The following is a 20,035-nucleotide window of genomic DNA, read 5'->3' on the forward strand; positions in this document are numbered from 1 at the left end:
CAATGACAACACGGTTCTGGAATGATAAAATAGTGGTGCTCATCAAGGTCCTTCTTTCTAATGGATTGTGTGGTAACACCATTAAAGACCTTGATGGGTTTTTCTGTCCACTTAAATGTTCAATTTAAATTTTACAATCTGCCTTTCACAAATAAGAGTGTCTCGCCCATAGCGATCTGTGGGGAGACACTCTTTATTTGTGAAATTCCCCTAGTAAATTACATCTATTTTCAAACGACTTCTCTATTAATTTAATTTCCAGTTATTGGACCTAGAGTGTGCCGTGACGCCAGGACTCTTGACGCCAGCTGTAAGGGCCAAACCGGTTAGCATTAGCGTCGACCAAACAGACTGACGCCTAGGATTTGAAGTGACGTCATTGATCCGTCGATCTGGTCGATCTATTTGATGCGTTACTCGGAACGTGAGGAGTCGATGCTGATAATGGTCTGACTTTAACCGTGTGTTAAAAGACGAGACACTAACAAAGCATCAGGAGAAATCTTGTCGCTACTGTCTTTTAATCGATTGCCAATTATTTTCAGATGTAACGTAACAAAAAGCCCGAGACCAATTGTCTCGAGCTTTTGGCGTAACAAACTAGCACACCATGCTACTTAGCGGGTAAGACACTGACACCTTCTGGCACCATAAAGTCTTTTTGAACTAACGTTAACTTGCCGCTTTGCGCATCACGTTCAAATAACGAAGCGTTATCCGAGTTTTGGTTTACCACTAACACTAGTCGCTGGTTGGCAGTCCAGTTAAAGTCACGCGGAAAATCGCCTTCCGTTGAAATCCGCTGAACCAACGTCAACTGACCAGCTTCATCACTGGCAAATACCGCTAGTGAGTTATTGCCACGGTTAGATACATAAACAAACTTACCGTCGGCACTTAACCGAATCGCTGCTGCCCCATTGTGGGCCGTCCAATCGTCTGGAATCGTTGAGACAATGGTCTTTACCGTAAACGTTCCCGTTGCCGTATCGTAGCTTAATGTTGCCACGTTGCTGCTCAACTCACCAACTAAGTAAGCCACACCCTTTTTAGCATCAAACACGATGTGCCGCGGACCATAACCAGCTGGTAAGTCAAGGTGACTAACCGCTGACAACTTGCCAGTTGCGGAGACATCGTACACGTAAACCCGATCAGAGCCTAAGTCACACACGACTAATCGGTTATCTGGCGTTAAATCAGCAAAATGGGGATGGGGCCCATCAGCCTGTTCTGGTGCCGGGCCGACCGGGTCCTGATCGATTACTTGATCTGTCCGCTTCAGGGTGCCATCCGGATTGATTGCGTAGACGTCAACCGCAGCTGTGTGGTAATTGGCCGTATAGACTAATTGCCGGTCTTCATCAACGGCCACATAAGCTGGTGACGAACCCAAATCTAAGAGTTGTTGAATCGCTCGTGGCTTGTCTTCCGACATATCATAGATAATCAGACCACCATGTGTTTGACCATCAGTTTCTTTCTTATTGATAACGTATAACCGCTTGGCGTTAGACTTCGCGATGTAGGTTGGGCTTCCTGCAGAAGCTAACCATTCGCAATCCATCAGCTTGGGTGTGGTCGTATCCACACTTACCCGATAGATCCCGCGACTGATCCGTTTGGTATAAGTCCCAATATAAAACTCTTCCGTCATATTGTGCTACCCCTTTCAACTTACCAATGTTACTTTCAAGTATAGCACAGCTCCCAGTCAAACAGCGATTAAGTCACTGGCTCAACGAGCAAAAGACCGGTACAATATGATTAATGAACTGAAACGGAAAGGATGCACCAGACATGTCTAGCTTTGAAGGGTATCACCCGCTACTAACCCCCATTTTTCGCTTTGATTGGCTAACCCAGTTTAAACTTAAAAATGTCGCCGAATTGACCAAACAAGATCTGGCCGAAACGGCTGACTGGGTAAACGCAACCATGCAACAAACGATGGGCCAAACTGCCCTGACTTGGGGGATTGAACGCCGCCAAACACACAAACTAATTGGCTGGGGTGGCTTTACACACTTAGATCTCAACACACGCACAAGTCAGCTGACCATTCAAGGACGACGACTAACAGCTGTGGAACAACAAGAGATCATTGACCGTCTCGTGCACTTTGGTCAAGACGAGTTACAACTCAAAACCATGACCCTCAGTCAAAGTGCCCACGTTGAACCAACGGTGTTAGCTGCGGCCGGTTTCACCACTCAGAATAACGACTGGATTTGGCAACAACATTAAAAATAGCCACCATCCTCGGTAGACCCACTACCGCAGATGGTGGCTATTTAATTGCATAGATTAATCTTCATTAACCCGCCTGTTCAAATCAACCGCAATCTCAAAAGACTCACTGCGGTAAGCGTCTCGTACCCCTAAGTAGTAGCACACCAGACTCCCGATGACCACCAAAACAAAATCTAAGGGATAAGCCACCCAACCGGTACCACCAAATTCATGGCTTCCAATCAAGGACATGACGGTTAACCAGATCATCTCTAACAACAGCCAGCGACTGCCCCGCAGACTTGCTTGCAGCGCCTGCCAACCAGCTGGACGACGAATTTCATAATAAATATAGAAGATCAGGCCTAGCGCAATGACGCCAAACACCTCAATCGTCGTGGGCCACTTTGCCCAGTAAATTGCTAGACTCGCTAAAACGTAAGCGAGTGGTGCCCACCACCGTAAACCGGCTAAGCGAAAGGGGCGACTAAAATTAGGCGCTTGTCGTCGTAAAGCTGTCACCGTCACCGGCCCCGTTAAATAAGCAATCAGCGTCGATGTCGAGATAACATTCGACAGCGCACTCCAATTACGAAAACCAGCCACCAACACAACCCCCAGCAACATGTTCACAACCATGGCTCGTCGTGGCGTTTGGTATTTACGATTAACTTCACCTAACTTAGTCGGCATGTGCTTACTACCAGTCATCGCGGCGAGTGCTCGACTCGTGGTTGCCACAAATGAAACCCCAGTACCAAATGGTGAAACAAAGGCATCTAGGTACAACAACGTTGACAGCCACCCTAGATTCAGCAAAATCGCCAGGTCAGCAAACGGTGACTCAAAGTTCACCCCTTGCCACCCGTGCTGCAGTGCACTAGCTGGCACGGCACCAATAAAGGCGACCTGTAGCAACGTGTAGATCACCGCACTAATCCCAAAGGCAATCACAATTCCCCATAAGATGTTGCGTTCGGGATGCGCAATTTCATTGCCCATGTTGATCGTGGTTTGAAAGGCGTTATATGAAAAGATAATGCCGGCCGCCGTAGTTGCCGAAAAGATTGCTGCCGTGCCGCTGGGCATAAACCCGGCCGCATGACCAAAATTTTGCGGCTCAAATCCCGTCCCGATCAGTACCAGAATCGTTAACGTAGGAATCGCTAATTTAAAGATCGAAATAAAACTGGTAAACCGCGTGAGCAACTTGACGGACCAAAAATTCAGCAGGGTAAACGCCAGAATAAATAAGAAAACAATGACTAACCCTTCATTAGTGATGTCCCCGTGCCGCAAAAAGCCGCGGGTCCAATTGGCCCACGCCCACGGCCAAGAGCTCATGTACTGCACAGCAGCTACGGCTTCAATGGGGATAATGGTCAGTAGCGATAGCCAATTAGACCACCCCGCAACAAACCCCAACAGCGGACCGTGTGAAAATGCGGCGTATTGACTCATCCCGCCACTCGTGGGAAACATCGTTCCCAGTTCAATATAATTTAAAGCAATTAAGCCAATAATAACGGCACCCAAAATCCAAGAGATAATCGCCGCTGGTCCGGCGATCTGGGCTGCCATCCCCGCGCCAAATAACCATCCAGACCCGATGATGGCACTCAGCGTTAGCATGACTAACGAAAACAAACTCATCTTACGCTTCAAGCCAAATTCCTCATTTCCAAAAGATATTTGACTAATTTTACACTAGCTTTCTGACATTGCAATAAGAAAAGAACAATAGTTTTGTTAGAAGAACTGACCCACGTAATAGTGAATAAACATCGTGATAATTCCCACGATAACGTTTCTGATAATTGCGGTTTTCACGAGTCCATGACCCAATTTGGCACTCAAATACCCGGTTAACGTCACGGACAATAATACGGCTACAATCGTTGCCGGCCACTGGGTAGCTGCTGGAAAGAGTGACATGGCGACTAAAGGAAAAGTTCCGCCCAAGGCCGCGGCAAACAACGAGGAGAAGGCCGCGTTCCACGGATTCATGTAGTGCCCTAATTGAATATCTTCTTTGACGTTAACGACCGTTGCCAGGGCATCCTTAGCCATTAAGTCATTAGCAATAGCTAACGAGGTTTCCGCAGTCACACCCCGATCTTCATAGAATTGCTGCACGGCGGCCAGTTGGTCGGCATAGTTGGTCTTTAACAACCGTTCTTCCTTAGCAACGGCCGCCTTTTCAGTATCCTTTTGTGTACTGACTGAAGCATATTCCCCTGACGCCATGGAAAACGCACAGGCTAGTAAGTCGGCTAGCCCCGCAATAAAAATCGTAAACTGATCGGTCGTTGCGGCGGCCACACTGAATAGCACACCAACAACCGTTAAAATACCATCATTTGACCCTAATACCCCAGCACGCAGCGTGTTGAGCTTCTCGTCCATCGTCTGGTGTTGCTTAACCTTCTTGATTTGTACCTGTTGATTTGCTGCCATTTAACTGCCCCCTAAGCAAATAAGTGCCCGATGCCGTAAGTCACTAGCATCGTCAAAATTCCCGCAATGACGTTCCGCATCGTCCCATTCCGTCGGTTGGCTTTCCCTAATACCGCCGCAATATAGCCGGTAATCGCTAAGGCCACGACCACCGCAATGAAGGTCCCCACGATCCGATAGCCTCTAGGCAATAATGTAATTGAGACCAATGGCAGAATAGACCCAGTTGGAAATGAGATCATGGATGCAATCGCCGCAGAAAATGGATTGGTATATTCACCAACATTAAACCCAAAACGCTCGCGTACCGTGGTTTTTAATGGATCACGGGTCATCATTTCTTTAGTCGCCTGCTCTGCCAATTCCGGCTTAATCCCACTGGCAACATATTTATCACGCACAAAGCCAAACTCCGCCTCATAGTCATCGTCTAAAGCGGTGGTTTGCGTCTCAATCGCCTTTCGCTGGGCATCCTTTTGCGTATTAACTGACACATACTCCCCCATGGCCATGGACACAGTCCCGGCAATCATGCCAGCGATGCCAGAAATAAAAATCGCAAAACTACTGGTTGCCGCACCCGCAACCCCAACAACAATTCCGGCAACCGACAAAATCCCGTCATTGGCCCCCATGACACTCGCCCGCAAGACGTTGATCCGTTGTGCCAACGTTGCAGTCTTCTTCACTTTTGTTTCCATTCTTACGCCACCCCATCTGCAACAATCCCCATCTAATCAGCTTTACTTTCAAAAAGTTAGGGATAGTCAATTTTTATCTCTCTTTAGAATAGTTCTTATCTGCTACTGAATCCATTGTACTCTATCCGTCATAAAAGTAAACCTCTCTAGATTTTATTTTTCATTTTTGTGACGATTTATTCTAAACTAGAGCTTTCTGCTGGAAGTCCTGTTAAAATGTGTTTTAATAGACTTAAACTAGAGTGATTCTTAGAAAGGAGACTTTAGATTTGGCAACGCAACAACAAGAACTTAATGCGGCCATTCAATTACTGCGGGAACATCAAGTACGGGTCACCCCGCAACGCCAGATTATCTTAAAGTATCTGGTCGCACATCACAATCACCCTTCAGTGGAAACCTTATTTCACGCCTTAGAGGATGAACTGCCTAATCTCAGCATGGCGACCGTCTACAACACATTAAATCTCTTTGTTGATCTGGGCATCGTCATTGCCCTCCCCAACGATAAGGGTGGGCTGCGTTATGATTTTTACGGCCGACCACACTACCACATTATTTGTGAAAATTGTGGAAAAATTACCGATGTTTTTGCCCCTAATATCGCCGCAGTTGAGGCTAACTTAAACCACCAAACGCGAGAACAAACCCACTACTTGGTCACTAGCAATCACGTTGAACTTCACGGGATCTGCCCTGAATGTCAACGAAAGCTGCACATCGATCCTGAACAACAGGGATGGACCCAACCAACTAAGTAACCATTACGCACAGGTCGCCGACGCAACGGACGATCTGTTTTTTGCGTGCACTACGCCTCGTGAATGGGAACAAACGGCGCTATGTCAATGTTACAGATAGGTTACGTCCTGTCGTGAAGTTTTAATCTATTTGCAAACACGCTAGGTAAATGCTGTTACCACCGCGCGTTCCCGCGTAATATTACGCAGAAAGCCTGATTTGACGCTTGTCGTTAGCGTCTAACATGTTATAGTGGATAACGAATCGTACAACCACCGACTGAGCAACCAATTTATTGGTTGTCGTAATTAATGACTAGAAAGATTTGAGGGATGATCAGGGTGAACATGCACAAAATCGTTTTAACCACACTGGCTACCCTTGGTGCCGCCGGAATTTTTGGATTATCAACGTCCACAACGACCGCTTCCGCAGCGACTTCCAAGGTTAATAGCTATATTTCAAGTAAAAACATCACGCCAGCTAAAATTACCAAATCAATTTGGAATGGCTTCCCGAAGTACAAGTATCGCCACGGTAAGGGTAAGCCAGAAGGGGTTGTTGTTCATGAAACGGCTAACCCCTCATCAACGATCTATAATGAAATTGCCTATATGAAGAATAATTACCAAAACGCTTTCGTGCATAGCTTCGTTGATGGTTCCCGGATTATTAATATCGCTAATACGGATTACCTGGCTTGGGGTGTTGGTTCCCCTGGTAACTCTCGTTTCGTTCAATTTGAACAAGTTGAAGTCCACAGTAAGTCTGCCTTTGCACACGAAGTTGCTAACGCTGCTTGGTACACCGCCTACTTGCTGAAAGAATATAACCTTAAGCCTAACGATGCTGCTTATGATGGCAAAGGTACCGTATGGTCACATGGGTCCGTTGCCAGTCACTTAGGTGGCTCAACGCATACTGACCCCGTTGGTTATTACTCAGCAACTGGGAAGAAGTATTTTGGCCAAGGCTACACGATGGCAATGTTCTACCAGATGGTGAAAAAGTACTATAACGGTTTCAGTACCTCACACACCAAATTGGTAAACGCAACCTACACGTCAGTGAATAAACAAGCTAAGTTAAGTAGCAAGTACAAGAGCTACTACCTATACAACCACGTCAAGGGGTCCAACAAGAATGCCACTAAACAAAGTTGGTCCAAGATTTCACCTAAGGTTGGTAAGGCTTACTACATCGACATGACGGCTAAGAAGAGTACTGGGTCCATGTGGTACCGTATTCGGCCATCTAAGAACAGTACGAAACGTTACTGGGTCTACTCTGGTAACTTAACCAGCATCAAGGATGTCGCTACCACAACGGCAACTGCAACATCTGCTAGCGTCGAATCATCCAATGCTAGTGCTGCTAGTTCAAGTGTTGCAAGCTCAAGCAGCAGTAACTAATAATGACCGTCTAACGATTACGTTAGGCGGTTTTTATTTAGGTTGTTAGTTCACTAATTTTCTAATTCCACATAAAAAGCGTTAGGACGTGTATCTCCTAACGCTTTTCGTTTACGATAATCTTGTTATAAACCACTCGCATCTACAAATTCATCAAATTCGTCTCCTAACAACTCTCGAAATTCGAAGGTCATATCAGCGTGATAACTATTGTCTGGTAGTCGACCAGTCAAATGGCACTTATTGCCGTCCCTGCTTAAGCTTGTCAAAATATTACTAGCATCAACCCAACGTGGTTTTGCAAAATCCAGAGTTCCTTCATCTTCTGTTCCATCCTGAGCAAACATAATTGTATTAGCTGCTAATTCCCACAAAGGCCTAGTAATATTTTCAAATATTTCAAATCCTTCGGCCTTATTTCCTTCATCATCAAACGTATAAGTCTTGTCCTTATCAGTAATTACTGCATGCAAATTTCTCATATCAAAGGCGTACAGTCCAACTCGTCTTTTATCCAAAGTGAACCGAATCTGATAAGTTGTTGCCAAAGATTTACTCGTACAGCACAACAAATATCTAGCGGCCTTTCCAGGTCCCCTCGAAGTTAGCACAGGCGGATAATAGTCATCATCTTCCCAAAAAATCCCCTTGAATAATAGTCGCCTCATCTTCGGGATCATCATCGTCTTCAATTTCAAAACCTTCTGGCATAATTTCTTCTTTAAAAATATGCCACATAAAATCAGCCAATCGATCATAAGCCGGAAATTCACCCAGCATCTCATAATCTGAAAGCTCCAATTCAGAATATTTCACAGACAAATTTCTTGTTCGTTTAACATTAATGTTTCTTACCATACAGTGAATTCTCATGTTTTTTCTCCATTATCGTCAGTTAATCCTTACTTGGGAGTCTCTTCTTTCGCCGCTCGTTTTCGTTTACCAGCTACCGCGCGGGTCATGACCCAAGTCGTAATTGGCACCGTCAGAATCACGCTGACCATTGCGTACAAGATCATGAGAATCTCCGCTACAAAAATTTTATCATTCAGAATTTCCCCAAATGAGTAGTGCACGCCGGTAAACCAAATGAATAGTGCCAAGAAGCCACCAAAGAACCCAAAGAATAGCGTATTAAAAGTCGTTCCAATAATTTGTTTGCCGACATCGATACCATCTTTTAACAAGTCATTTAACGGGACCTGTGGGTGCTGCTCGAGGATTTCACTCAAGCCCGCAGCAATTGCCATGGCTGCCTCCGCAATCGCCCCTAGCGTGCTTAAAATGGCTGTGGCGGTGCTTACCTGAATGAAGTTAATCCCCACCAAGACCGACAGCCCTTCTAAGTCCTCACTATCTTCGGGACCGAACCCTTGGACCAGTGCCCAATGCTCAACTGGGACAATCAAAGCAATTAAGACCACTAACACCACCGCCGACGCAATAAAGGCGACCGTGCTCGACAGATCATCCCCACTACTCATGAAGATGGTCAGCGCTAACACTAACATTCCCACGACTAACGTCACAATCAAGGGTGAGAAGTGAAACGCCACCAGCACAATAGCGAGATACAAGAGCCCAAAGTTCAAAATGAGGGCTAGAAATGACTGGGCCCCGGCTTTGCCCCCGACCAGAATCATCAGCACTAGCAGGACTAATCCTAACGCCGTAATTGTACTCATGCCATCACCTTCTTTTCCATGAACCGACTAGCCAAAAAGCTCGCCAGAGGAACGGCCAAGACAATGCCAATCCCACTAATCAAGCTTTGAACAACCCCCATCGACATGTTCATCGAAAAGGTGTAGCCCCAACTGTTCCCATTTTTGAGGTACAACATCGCCATAGGAAATGTATCCGCCACAAAAATGAAGAAGAGCACATTAATCAGTGGCCCCATAATCGTACTGCCAATTTGGCGACCAGACTTAAAGACTTGAATAGCTGATAATTCGGGACGCTCTCGTTTTAAGGCAAATAATGACGAGATGATATCAGTCGATTCATCCATGACGGCTCCTAGCGACCCAAGTAAGGTTTCTGCCAAGAACAGTGGTCGTGGCAATTGCGTCACATACTGCATGGATTCATAATACATGCCCTTTTCGTGGGTGAAATGAAAGACGAGTAAGGCCACGATAATAGAGAACGCCGTTCCCCCTAACGTCGTCGCTAAGGTAATCACCATCTGGCGATTGGCCCCTAACACCAACCATAGTGTCAGCGCCGCAAAAACAACGGCCAAGCTACCAAAAATCCATAAGACCTGTGCCCCTTGCGTCGATCCATTTAGTAAAATCGCCAATAAGAACAAGACCCCATTGGCGGCCACACTGAGAAAGGCCATAAATCCACTAAATTGCATGATGAGCAGTAATAGCCCCACAACTAACCACAGCATAAAGACGAGTGGTGTATCACGCTTTATATCCTTAGCCGTCGCACTAAGGTGACCATCCGCATGCGTATGTAGGACCACGAAGAGCTGACTCCCCACATGGTATCGCTGGTCCATAGCCCCCGATTGCGAATAGGTATTCGTAATTGTCAGTTGCCGTCCCCGGTGAGAACCATTTAAAAGCTTGCCGGTTAAGGTCTGCTTAGTCTGGCGATCGACATTATGGAAATCATCGGTCTCCTTAGTTGGTGTCCCCGTCTTAACCTGGGTCACTTGTAAGATCGGATCATGATAAATGCGAGCATCGTGCTGCGTTCCCCAAACCAATAGGCCACCAATGAGTAGCGTGACTAGCCAGGCCCACAGACGTCCGCGCTTCGTTGTCAAAAAATGCATGTTGCCCGTCCCTTCCTTACCTGTTGCTGAATTATTCCCAATATACCACTTTCTGACGGGGGCGTTGACCCGTAATAAAAATTTTAAGCAAATTGCAGTAAACCGCGTGCCAGTAAGCTTGAACATTCATTGATTTACATAGAAACTCCGTAGGCCCTTGCTTTTTCCGTAAATATCCAGTAGAATGACAGTCGATTGTTATTTTAGTTAAGCGAGGGTTTTTACAATGAGAAAAGCACATCCAAATGGCGTTCAAGGCCGGCGGAAGGTTAACCGTAAAAAGGACCGGAAGCGGCGCGACGAAATTTCAGACTTACAACGTTGGTTAAAGAACAAAAAGTAAGTTTGACGCCATATACGTAAAAATGCACTGACAAGTTAATTGCCAGTGCATTTTTGTTTGCATTTAAAGTTTAATCAACAACTAGGACACTACTCTTAGAGTTGTTCACCACATAGGTCGTTGTTGATCCCATAATGGCCCGACCTAGTCCGTGAACCCCTGAACGACCGATTACGGTAAGATCCGTCTTTAATTCATTCGGGAGGGTTTCAGCAATTGTCGGTTTAGGCAAACCAACCTTGAAGCTGGTTTCTACAGGTACCCCCTGCGCCTCAACTTCCTTGACCGCGCTTTGTAAAAACTCAGCCGCTGCATCTTTAAAATGCGTGACAATCTCACTGCCAAATTCCGCGCCGTAGTGGGCATAGGTCTGATCACTAGCGACGGAAACGATGAACAGTTTCGATCCCAATTCCTTAGCGAGTTTGGTGGCCTCCATTAATGCCGCATGGGCATTCTTGCTACCATCCATTGGTACTAAGATCCGTTCATACATAATATCCCGTCCTTCCCATAATAAACCATCGATGTGGTCTGCTTTCAACACTTTTATCATACCAATTCTTTTCCTCACGTAAAAGGGATTTGCACACGCTTTCACGAGATTTTTAGGTTCACCGCTAAAATGTTAGCCAATTCTCATACTCGCTTCCCTAGAAGAATGTGGTAAGATAAACCAAGTAAATTAATCATTGAGGGATGAATATAAAATCATGAAAAAGTTACTGTTGAGCGCCCTGGGATTATTAGCCCTAACCTTAGCCGGCTGTTCAAATAATGCTTTAACCACTAACAAAACCGATTACCATCCAACGGCCTTAACGGCAGTTATTAAGGGTGACGCCAAGACTAAGACGGTCCACTATCGGATCAATAATGGGGCTACTCAGACCGTCAACGTGAAAAGCGGTACTTATTTCTTCCAGGTTCCCGCTTCCACTAAGACCCAAACGGTCAAAGTTAGCGCTGGAACGACCCATAAGACCGTGACAGTTCATCGGGTCAAAGCACTTGGCAACTACCGCAAGTTGGCCGCTAAGTATAACCAAATGACCATTGCTAGCCATTTGCCAGCTAAGGTTCAAAAACAACTGCAAGCCGCACAGAAAAATCAAGCGACGACGCAAAAAAAGCTGACCGCTTTAGCTAAGACAAATCCGACAGCCGCGGCCGCAGCAGCGCAAAAACAGCAAGCAGCAGCCAAACAACTGCAAGCCAAGATGGCAACAGCTAAAAAACAGGCTAAAGATGAGTTACTCCCGACCAGTACATCCGCTGGTGTTAAGAACCTAGTTGCCACTAAGGATGTGACTATTCGGGGCAACGTTCAAAACGGTCAACTGATGGGATTAGCCTTAATCACCCCAACCAAGCAAATGAAGACAACGGCCGGCAAGAAACAATTTGGGACGACCTTCGCTCTGTTAGGTACCTCGCTAGACGCTAAACCTAAGTACGTGATCAAAAAGTTTGAAAAGGTACTGAAGGACGCTAAGAAGAAGAGTACCTCCACGACGACCAAGACCATTTACTCAAATGGTGTGCGCTTCAATACTGGTTTCTCTACCGATCATTTGTATATTTATATGACGAAATAATCCTCTAACCATACTCAAGCGGGCTATTCAGTATATCAATTACTGAATAGCCCATTTTGGGGTTACAGCAAACCACCTTCACTTAGAATACAAGGTGACCTATCTTAGTGACAATGGTCGAGTTCAATTATTTTCATCCCTACCCGTTAGGCCGCATAATAACGGTAGTCTGAGGTAGTGAAGGACCCGACGCGTTGGCGCCGCGTCATTTGCTAAATCGGCCGAATTCGTTTTCCAAGGGGGAGTTATTATGCAAAACGAGGATAGAGTATTTGAAACATTTCTGCGGCAGTACCGTGGTATCTTCCGAGTACTGATCAATGCAGCTGAACAGATCACCAGTCAGTATGCCGTCAGCTTTGAACAGTATCTGTTGCTTAAACAGATTCATGAGCAACGTAATATCACACTGAGCGAACTGGCGGATTCAACACGAACGACCCGTTCCGCTGCCGCTCGGAAGTTACGGGCCCTACTGCTAGATGGCTTTGTCGAACAAGAAGCCAAGCTTGATGACCGCCGCGTAAAATACCTGCGCTTAACCGATAAGGGGACTGACGTTGAGCACGATATTCGGCAAGCCTTTTTGCAAAGCGCTCAGACTTGGGAGCAAATCCCAACCAGTCTGACACCCGCTGACATTACCAGTTTCTTCACCCAGTATCAACAAAGCATTGCCGTTTGGGATCGCAACCGTCCCAAGTTTCAACGCCCCGTGTTACGGGCTAAGAAGGACGAACTAAGTGGTCACTAAAGCTTGGAGGGCTGAGATGCAACTCAGCCCTCCTTTTCGTGTCAGTATTTTGATGAGATTTCGATGATAAAACAATTCCCTTTTGTCGCTGAAAGGGTTAATCTGTTGGTAATCACTAATTTGAGGAGGATTCAGTATGCGACTTAATCATTTTACATCTGATACACCAGCCGGTGGAGCAGCCACCTATCCGGTTGACGAAACCAAGCTCACGCAAGATTTCTACGATGCCGTGAACGGCCAATGGGCTGAACACGCTGAGATTCCCGGGGACCATTCCTCTACCGGGGGCTTCATGGATCTGGTCGATAATATCGAACACACGCTGATGGCTGACTTTGCCGACCTCTTAACTGGCAAACTCACACCAGCCAATCCTGAGATGGCTGAATTCAAAAAGCTCTACACGTTAGCGCGTAACTTTGCTAAGCGCGAACAAGACGGCACCGCGCCACTCAAGCCATTTTTGGATAAAGTAGCCGGGTTAAAGGATTTCGACGATTTGAACGCCCATTTAGCTGAATGGTACCGACTAGGTCTGAGTACGCCAGTAGAACTTAGTGTTGAACCAGATATGAAAGATACCAGTCAATACGCTTTATACGTCGATGCCCCTAGCCTAATTCTACCGGACAAGACGTACTACGAACCGGGTAACGAAGCAGCTAAACAGCTCCTCCCAATCTTTACCCAAACAATCACGAAGCTACTACAACTAGCTGGTTATGATGCAGCCACTGCTGCCAAGATCGTTGACCAGGCCAAGCAATTCGATGCCTTGATTGCGCCACACGTCAAATCAGCAGAAGAATCAGCTGATTACGTGAAGATGTACAATCCCTATCCGTTAGCTGATGTCGATAATAAGATTGACCATCTCGACTTGACGGGAACCATCACGGAACTACTTCACGACACCCCTAAGCAAGTGATCTTGCCACAACCGACCTACTTTGACGCCGTTAATGACTTGCTCACTCCCGAGAACTTTGAGCTCTTGAAGAGTTGGATGTTAGTCGGGGTAGTTTATGATGCGACCGGCGCTTTAACCGAAGAGTATCGCCAAGTCGGTGGCACCTATGGTCGGGCATTATCTGGTCAAAAGCAGGCCCGCTCTCGCGAAAAGGCGGCTTACTACCTGGCAACCGGCACCTTTGGTCAAGTCGTGGGTGATTACTACGGCCGCAAATACTTTGGTGAGGCCGCTAAAGCTGACGTGCGCCAAATGGTTTTGAAGATGGCTGGCGTCTATCAACAACGTTTGAAAACCAACGATTGGTTGAGCGCCGCTACACGTGATAAGGCCATCGTTAAACTGCAAAAGCTCACGATTAAAGTGGGTTACCCAGATGAAATCGATCCACTCTACAGCCAGTTCAGGATTGACGAGAACAAATCGCTCTTTGATAATCTTCAGGCCATTAGTGAAATCATTATCGCTAACCACTTTGGTCACTGGGGTCAACCCGTTGATCGTAAACGGTGGGACATGAGTGCTCAAACGGTTAATGCGTACTACTCGCCGTCAAATAACGAAATTGTCTTCCCGGCTGCGATTCTCCAAGCACCCTTCTATAGTTTGGAACAATCAAGTAGCGCTAATTATGGTGGGATCGGCGCCGTCATTGCGCATGAGATTTCCCATGCCTTTGATAACAATGGTTCTCAATTCGACGAGTTCGGGAACATCAATAACTGGTGGACCGAAGCGGACTTGAAACACTTCCAAGAACTCGCGCAAGCGATGATTAAGGAATTTGATGGCATCGACTTTGCTGGACAAAAGGTCAATGGTAAACTCACCGTTTCCGAAAACATTGCCGATGGCGGTGGACTTAGCTGCGCCTTAGAAGCTGCTAAGTCTGAACCAGACGTCGACCTACGCGCCTTCTTTATTAACTGGGCCAATGTTTGGCGGATGAAAGCTACAACCGAATATATGCAACTCCTGTTGTCCATTGACGTTCACGCACCAGCCAAACTGCGGGCCAACGTGCAGGTCAAGAACTTGGATGACTTCTACACAACCTTTAACGTTCAACCAGAAGATGCCATGTATTTGGCACCTGATGAACGGGTGAAAATCTGGTAATTAGAATACGTTCAATATAAATGAGGCTGTGACATAGCTAGTCCTCGCATAGTGAAATAGGACGAGAAACCGAATTTTGGTTTCTCGTCCTATTCTTTTACCCTTTATATCAAAAGGCTGTCCCATGAGAATCCAAAGGTTCCCATTGGACAGCCTTAGTTATAGCGACTTATGCCACAGCCCCATTTATTTCCACAAAAAAACAAGGATAAAATGTGCTACATTCAATCACGAAATTTTAAAACACTTCATGATCTGGATTCGTATCGTTTTTCAACTTCTTTTGATAAAGAATCACTTTATTTTACGGTATAATTTCCAAATAACGTAAGCGACCCCCACTACCAAAAGAAGAAGAATTAATATGCTCACAATGACGTATATTGAATCAAATACGTAAAATATGCTTAAAGCGTTCATAATTGTCAATCTCCCACTCGCTCTGCTTGATGCAGTGTAGCTGTAGCATTCCTATAACTGTTTGTTCAAGGCTAAATCCGGTTCCTCATTGCCTTAAAAAGCACCTAATTAGTGCTCCCCATTCAATACTCTCATACAAATATTATTTAACGGCGTAATCTTTGTAAGTCTCATATGCGAAAAAGAGACAGATGACCACAAGGGACAGAATTTGAATCCAAGAAAAATACTTGATGTAAAAATTAAAATATATAAAAAGTGCCGTTCCAAGTATTCCTAATGTTAACAGAATCCAATTTGGAATACGTTTAATAAGAATTAAAATCCCCCATAATATATTTATCCATGCTTGAACATTGACAATAGTCCACTTTATTCCCCAAGGGCCCGTTCCCGCCCCCCCGTTGCTTCCTAAGATATCCAATCCATTCCCTAGTGCAATGAATAGTACCAAAAGGCCAAGTATGACGTTAAACCATGTAGCAATAGTCCGCTTCTTATTCATATTATCCTCCTATTTATATGCAATTACTCGATGAATTGCTGTGGGTTTATAGGAACCCTTAAAGTTCCCAACTAATCCATAAGGCGACACTATATGAACTCCTCCCCACCATTGTTTCATGGCCTTTCGAGTTCCCCCCCAATCATAAGCCAAATACACATACTTTGAACAATAACTTGGGCTCTTTTTATACAATTGTTCCCCCTTAAAAATGCTATATTCAGAATTATGGTGCTTCAGCATTTTATAATAAGCATATCTTGCCGCCTTTTTTGCAATATGTGGATGGTGCATAATCCGATACACCATAACATACGCACTTCCACCTGAATGTTGCTTAAAGAAATGCTTTTTTGTTACAATTCGAGCATTCTTTTTTTTACCAACATGTTTAGTGCCTGGCATTTCCATAATATAACCTGATGAATTAACGATTGCAGCGTGCCCAGGGATACTCTTCATACTGTTAGTGTTATGACAAATCAGTATATCTCCAGCCTTCATGTGGTATCCCTTCCGCACTGCTTTTGTTCTGTAATGATAGTATTTTGAAGCTGTAGGCTCCGAAATTGCTGTTGTGACTGAAGCCGGTTTTGAACTTGCTCCAGGATCATCCTGACCATAATAATTATCCCTCATATATTGCGAAAAATTTTCCTCCCCACCATCCTTCAGGTAATTTACATATACTTGGGAAAATTCTTCATTACATTGTTTTTGAAACATAGTAAAAGTTACTTTTTGTTTATTAATAACTTTTGAATTAACACCCTCTTGATATGTTGACACATAGTAGTCCTGATAGTCAGGAGTCGCGGCTGCTCTCCCAATCATGTTACCTGTGGAGATACCGCCCGAAACAGTTGCAACTAATATCGCCCATTTAATCAATATTTTATTCATATCGTAGTCCCCTTATTTTATAAAACGCTCTGTTATTAATTTCCCTAGAAAAAAAACTGGAAGTAGTAGCAGTCCTATCAATGAAACGATAAGGTTACTGTTTTCGTTTGTTTGTGGTAATTCCCGCGTGCCATTTACTACAACAATGCGATTATTTTTGTTTTCTCCAATCACAACTGCTCTCGTATTATTAATCAAATTTTCACGCTTATTGGCCTTTGCCTTAACATTCTTACCTAGTTTTCGCTTCTCATTCGCCGGCCGATTACTTTTAGATATTACTGCGTTCTTGATACTCTTAACAACAATTTTTCCATCTCTAAAAGAATAGGAATAAAGCTTACCAGTGTCGCTTCTAAAGAAACCATTCGATGTTCCATCACTCCATAATTGGATTTTCTGATTATCAGAAAACTTAAATAAGCTCTTCGATGTACCTTTTTTTCCTGTACTATGATTTTGACTAGAAGTAGATGTAAATTTCACCATGGGCTCAGTAATATACTCACCATTATCCAACATATTTAATTTATAAAATGTTACCAAATTGCTGTCATCCGGAAGGGTAAATTGCAAAAACCGAGTCTTGCCACTTGCATCGTAGGCCCATATAACACTAATCCCTTTTGATCTTTTCTCTTTATAAATCAATTCTGAATAGGGAACAGTGATCATTAGATCATGGTCTGGCATGGTCCCTACTAATTGTTTTTCACTAAAATCGTTCCACAGAACCACAAGTTCCCTTTTTTGTAAGTTTGGCACTTGAAAAATGTATTGACTTTGATAATCCTTTTTTGAGACTTGTTCACTAATGACTTTTCCAGTACTTAGATTAACAAGTCTAAGTGTCAATGTGTGTGTGCGCGCTAAAGGATCACTAGTATCATTGGGTACTTCAGTTATTGGTGCCACATATACTGTATCTACGTTATCGCTGACATTAGCCGCTTTATCAATTGTACTGGCACCGGATGCAGAACCGTTTTCTCCATTTGAGACACCCGCATTAACTCTGGTCTTAATTTTCAATGAGTACGTTTCACCAGTTAGCGGCATCGTACTCTGTAGGTAATCACTAGGAAGCGTAACGCTAACTTGGTGGGTTTTGGAATCATATGTAATTAAAGCATCGCTAATCACATTTCCGTTACTGTCTAATAAATTTGCCTGTTGGTAGGTCACTTCACTCGGTAAAGTCACTGTTTGAATCCAAGATTGATAACGCAATAGCGTATCTTCACCTAGAGTATTTACTTGCTGATCTAACTGGTAATTAACGACGTCACCCGCCTTAGCGGAAGTCTTATCAACACTTAAAACCGGTTTAGGTGTCTGCGCTGGGGCGACCGTTGCTGAATTAAAGGTCGTTAAAGCGTAAGACCAATGGTGATTCTTATTTTTTAGGGTGTACCGAGTTGTACCATTCAGGAAAGTAAACGAGTTACCAGCAAGTTGGAAAGTTACAGCCCCATTTTCCGACGTTGGTGCTCCTAATTTATCCGTAAAATCACTTGAGGTCCCTACGTAGGCGTCACCGGTATTGGTAACTGGGTTAGCTTGATACTGAACGACCGAGTCCTCAGTAATATAAACTGACGTATTCGGATTGTCATAGTCAACGTACTCGTTCCCCATCGTGTTAACACTAGGTCCATTTAAGCTGCCTACCGTGATATAACCATCTTTATTGATGATAATTGGATTACCTTGCTCATCGAAAAAGGCAATGGTCACTTCGTCTTGCGCTACGTTATAGGTTTCAATTCCGCCGCCAAAGTCTGGATGAAACTTAATTTGAACCTCATTAGCTGGTAAATTGCTTGGTGCCGGATGATCCTCAGTATGTTTAACTAAGTTGCCCACCGTTACTTTGGCTGTGACGTTCTTTCCCTGATAGGTTCCTACGACACCATACTCGGCAGTAACCATATCTGTGGCCGTTGGATCAGTAATGGTCACGGTCTTAGTAGTATCGTTATAAGCCGAATTATCTGGGTTAGAAGCGGTAACTTTCTTAATATTAGCCACTGAATCCGTACTAATTTTTAACTGATTATCCAAGTGTACGGTGGAATCGTTCTTTTTAATCACCACCAGATTCTTAGGGTCCGCTACTGTCGGTTTAGTTGGATCAGCAATACCTGTCTGGTCGTTATTCGCTCCCGTTGAATTAGTACCGCTAGTGACATTATCCGAAGAATCAGTACCAGTTGCATCGTTAACCGAGGTTGTTTCTGTTACTGATTTTTCGACCTTAGTAGCATCTGAAACGATGCCAGTAGAGCTCCCTGTTCCCGTACTTTCAGTACTCACTTGTCCATTAGAGTCAGCACTTTTTAGTGTATTACTCTTTGGAATGCCAGTATACGTTTTTTCCTGTGAAGCATCACTAACGACCGAACTTTGATCCAAACTATTTGTAGCAGCATGTGCCGTTGTTGATTGACTTTGTAAAAGGGAAAAAGAAAACAACGATATTCCCAGTAAGCCAAGATACTTTGCACGCTCATATCTTACATTCATTTATTCCTGCGCCCCCAAATATTTATTAGTTTGTAAATTATATTACAAATGAAACATTACCACTTTTAAGGATATGTAACAATAAAATTTTCTAATAAACAATATTTTTCCGTTTTATCAATCTTTTCAAACTTCTTTAAATGCCAAGATGATAAGACTTATCAGTTCAAAGAGGCACAAAAGTAATTAATTATCTTCAATTAAGTCATGCACGTGGAAGAGTCATAATTAATATTGGTTAACATAAGAGTCATGTGCGGTGGGCTTAGCTGCGCCTTAGAAGCTGCTAAGTCTGAACCAGACGTCGACTTACGGGCCTTCTTTATTAACTGGGCCAATGTTTGGCGGATGAAAGCCACCACCGAATATATGCAACTCCTGTTGTCCATTGACGTTCACGCACCAGCCAAATTACGGGCCAACGTGCAGGTCAAGAACTTGGATGACTTCTACACAACCTTTAACGTTCAACCAGAAGATGCCATGTATTTGGCACCTGATGAACGGGTGAAGATCTGGTAATTTAGCCACAATCGTTACTGGCAACCACACTA

At 44.4% G+C, this 20,035-nt stretch carries 18 protein-coding genes and 1 pseudogene; 7 read left to right on the forward strand and 12 right to left on the reverse strand.

The window, feature by feature from the left end:
- Positions 1–613 precede the first annotated feature (613 nt).
- Positions 614–1,657, reverse strand: coding sequence for a lactonase family protein (locus ACP4IT_RS05565; RefSeq protein WP_011668559.1), 1,044 nt, complete (start codon positions 1,655–1,657; stop codon positions 614–616).
- A gap of 143 nt (positions 1,658–1,800) precedes the next feature.
- Here ACP4IT_RS05565 and ACP4IT_RS05570 point away from each other — a divergent pair, with 143 nt between their 5' ends.
- On the forward strand, positions 1,801–2,247 hold the full coding sequence (locus tag ACP4IT_RS05570; RefSeq protein WP_021741775.1) for a GNAT family N-acetyltransferase: 447 nt from the start codon (positions 1,801–1,803) through the stop codon (positions 2,245–2,247).
- A 60-nt stretch (positions 2,248–2,307) separates the two neighbouring features.
- Here the strand turns inward: ACP4IT_RS05570 and ACP4IT_RS05575 are convergent, their stop codons facing one another.
- From ACP4IT_RS05575 to ACP4IT_RS05585, 3 genes are all read right to left on the reverse strand, one after another.
- Entirely contained in the window at positions 2,308–3,897 is a 1,590-nt protein-coding gene (locus ACP4IT_RS05575; protein ID WP_080769700.1) for an APC family permease, read from the reverse strand.
- A gap of 84 nt (positions 3,898–3,981) precedes the next feature.
- The gene (locus tag ACP4IT_RS05580) at positions 3,982–4,689 is read right to left on the reverse strand and encodes a VIT1/CCC1 transporter family protein (RefSeq protein WP_021741773.1); all 708 of its coding nucleotides are present in this window, start codon (positions 4,687–4,689) and stop codon (positions 3,982–3,984) included.
- Positions 4,690–4,700: 11 nt separating this feature from the next.
- A complete protein-coding gene (locus ACP4IT_RS05585) occupies positions 4,701–5,390 on the reverse strand; it encodes a VIT1/CCC1 transporter family protein (RefSeq protein ID WP_065201640.1) in 690 nt (229 codons plus the stop codon).
- 269 nt (positions 5,391–5,659) lie between these two features.
- Here ACP4IT_RS05585 and ACP4IT_RS05590 point away from each other — a divergent pair, with 269 nt between their 5' ends.
- A complete protein-coding gene (locus tag ACP4IT_RS05590; RefSeq protein ID WP_011668564.1) occupies positions 5,660–6,151 on the forward strand; it encodes a Fur family transcriptional regulator in 492 nt (163 codons plus the stop codon).
- 327 nt (positions 6,152–6,478) lie between these two features.
- A complete protein-coding gene (locus ACP4IT_RS05595; RefSeq protein WP_065201798.1) occupies positions 6,479–7,543 on the forward strand; it encodes a peptidoglycan recognition protein family protein in 1,065 nt (354 codons plus the stop codon).
- Between the two features lie 125 nt (positions 7,544–7,668).
- On the opposite strand, the gene ACP4IT_RS05600 is transcribed toward ACP4IT_RS05595, so the two are convergent.
- The 5 genes from ACP4IT_RS05600 to ACP4IT_RS05620 form a co-directional block, all read right to left on the reverse strand.
- Entirely contained in the window at positions 7,669–8,091 is a 423-nt protein-coding gene (locus tag ACP4IT_RS05600; protein ID WP_225356088.1) for a hypothetical protein, read from the reverse strand.
- 79 nt (positions 8,092–8,170) lie between these two features.
- Positions 8,171–8,401 (reverse strand): hypothetical protein, encoded by a 231-nt coding sequence (locus tag ACP4IT_RS05605; RefSeq protein WP_225364027.1) that lies wholly within the window; start codon positions 8,399–8,401, stop codon positions 8,171–8,173.
- A 44-nt stretch (positions 8,402–8,445) separates the two neighbouring features.
- Positions 8,446–9,228 carry a YibE/F family protein gene (locus ACP4IT_RS05610; RefSeq protein ID WP_011668567.1) on the reverse strand — a complete coding sequence of 261 codons (783 nt, stop codon included), beginning with the start codon at positions 9,226–9,228 and terminating at the stop codon, positions 8,446–8,448.
- Positions 9,225–10,340, reverse strand: a complete 1,116-nt coding sequence (locus tag ACP4IT_RS05615; RefSeq protein WP_011668568.1) for a YibE/F family protein — start codon at positions 10,338–10,340, stop codon at positions 9,225–9,227. The genes ACP4IT_RS05610 and ACP4IT_RS05615 overlap by 4 nt, the downstream gene beginning before the upstream one ends.
- A gap of 413 nt (positions 10,341–10,753) precedes the next feature.
- Positions 10,754–11,239 (reverse strand): universal stress protein, encoded by a 486-nt coding sequence (locus tag ACP4IT_RS05620; RefSeq protein ID WP_011668570.1) that lies wholly within the window; start codon positions 11,237–11,239, stop codon positions 10,754–10,756.
- 157 nt (positions 11,240–11,396) lie between these two features.
- Between ACP4IT_RS05620 and ACP4IT_RS05625 the strand changes: the two genes are divergently transcribed.
- The 3 genes from ACP4IT_RS05625 (at position 11,397) to ACP4IT_RS05635 (ending at position 15,127) form a co-directional block, all read left to right on the forward strand.
- Positions 11,397–12,281: a hypothetical protein gene (locus tag ACP4IT_RS05625; RefSeq protein ID WP_011668571.1), complete on the forward strand. Its 885-nt coding sequence runs from the start codon at positions 11,397–11,399 to the stop codon at positions 12,279–12,281.
- A 250-nt stretch (positions 12,282–12,531) separates the two neighbouring features.
- Positions 12,532–13,035, forward strand: a complete 504-nt coding sequence (locus tag ACP4IT_RS05630; protein ID WP_015474214.1) for a MarR family transcriptional regulator — start codon at positions 12,532–12,534, stop codon at positions 13,033–13,035.
- A 136-nt stretch (positions 13,036–13,171) separates the two neighbouring features.
- On the forward strand, positions 13,172–15,127 hold the full coding sequence (locus ACP4IT_RS05635; RefSeq protein ID WP_011668573.1) for a M13 family metallopeptidase: 1,956 nt from the start codon (positions 13,172–13,174) through the stop codon (positions 15,125–15,127).
- A gap of 562 nt (positions 15,128–15,689) precedes the next feature.
- Here the strand turns inward: ACP4IT_RS05635 and ACP4IT_RS05640 are convergent.
- The 3 genes from ACP4IT_RS05640 to ACP4IT_RS05650 are packed head-to-tail and all read right to left on the reverse strand — an operon-like array spanning position 15,690 to position 19,481.
- Complete coding sequence (locus ACP4IT_RS05640; protein WP_011668575.1) at positions 15,690–16,052, reverse strand: hypothetical protein; 363 nt, start codon at positions 16,050–16,052, stop codon at positions 15,690–15,692.
- Between the two features lie 9 nt (positions 16,053–16,061).
- Positions 16,062–16,955, reverse strand: coding sequence for a hypothetical protein (locus ACP4IT_RS05645; protein WP_426855265.1), 894 nt, complete (start codon positions 16,953–16,955; stop codon positions 16,062–16,064).
- Positions 16,956–16,967: 12 nt separating this feature from the next.
- Positions 16,968–19,481: a hypothetical protein gene (locus tag ACP4IT_RS05650; RefSeq protein WP_139560167.1), complete on the reverse strand. Its 2,514-nt coding sequence runs from the start codon at positions 19,479–19,481 to the stop codon at positions 16,968–16,970.
- A 258-nt stretch (positions 19,482–19,739) separates the two neighbouring features.
- Between ACP4IT_RS05650 and ACP4IT_RS05655 the strand changes: the two are divergent.
- Positions 19,740–20,003: pseudogene (locus tag ACP4IT_RS05655) on the forward strand (M13-type metalloendopeptidase); the annotation flags it as partial.
- Positions 20,004–20,035: the final 32 nt, after the last annotated feature.

The organism is Levilactobacillus sp. LN180102, assembly GCF_050106635.1.
In the GTDB taxonomy this organism is placed as follows: Bacteria; Bacillota; Bacilli; order Lactobacillales; family Lactobacillaceae; genus Levilactobacillus; species Levilactobacillus brevis.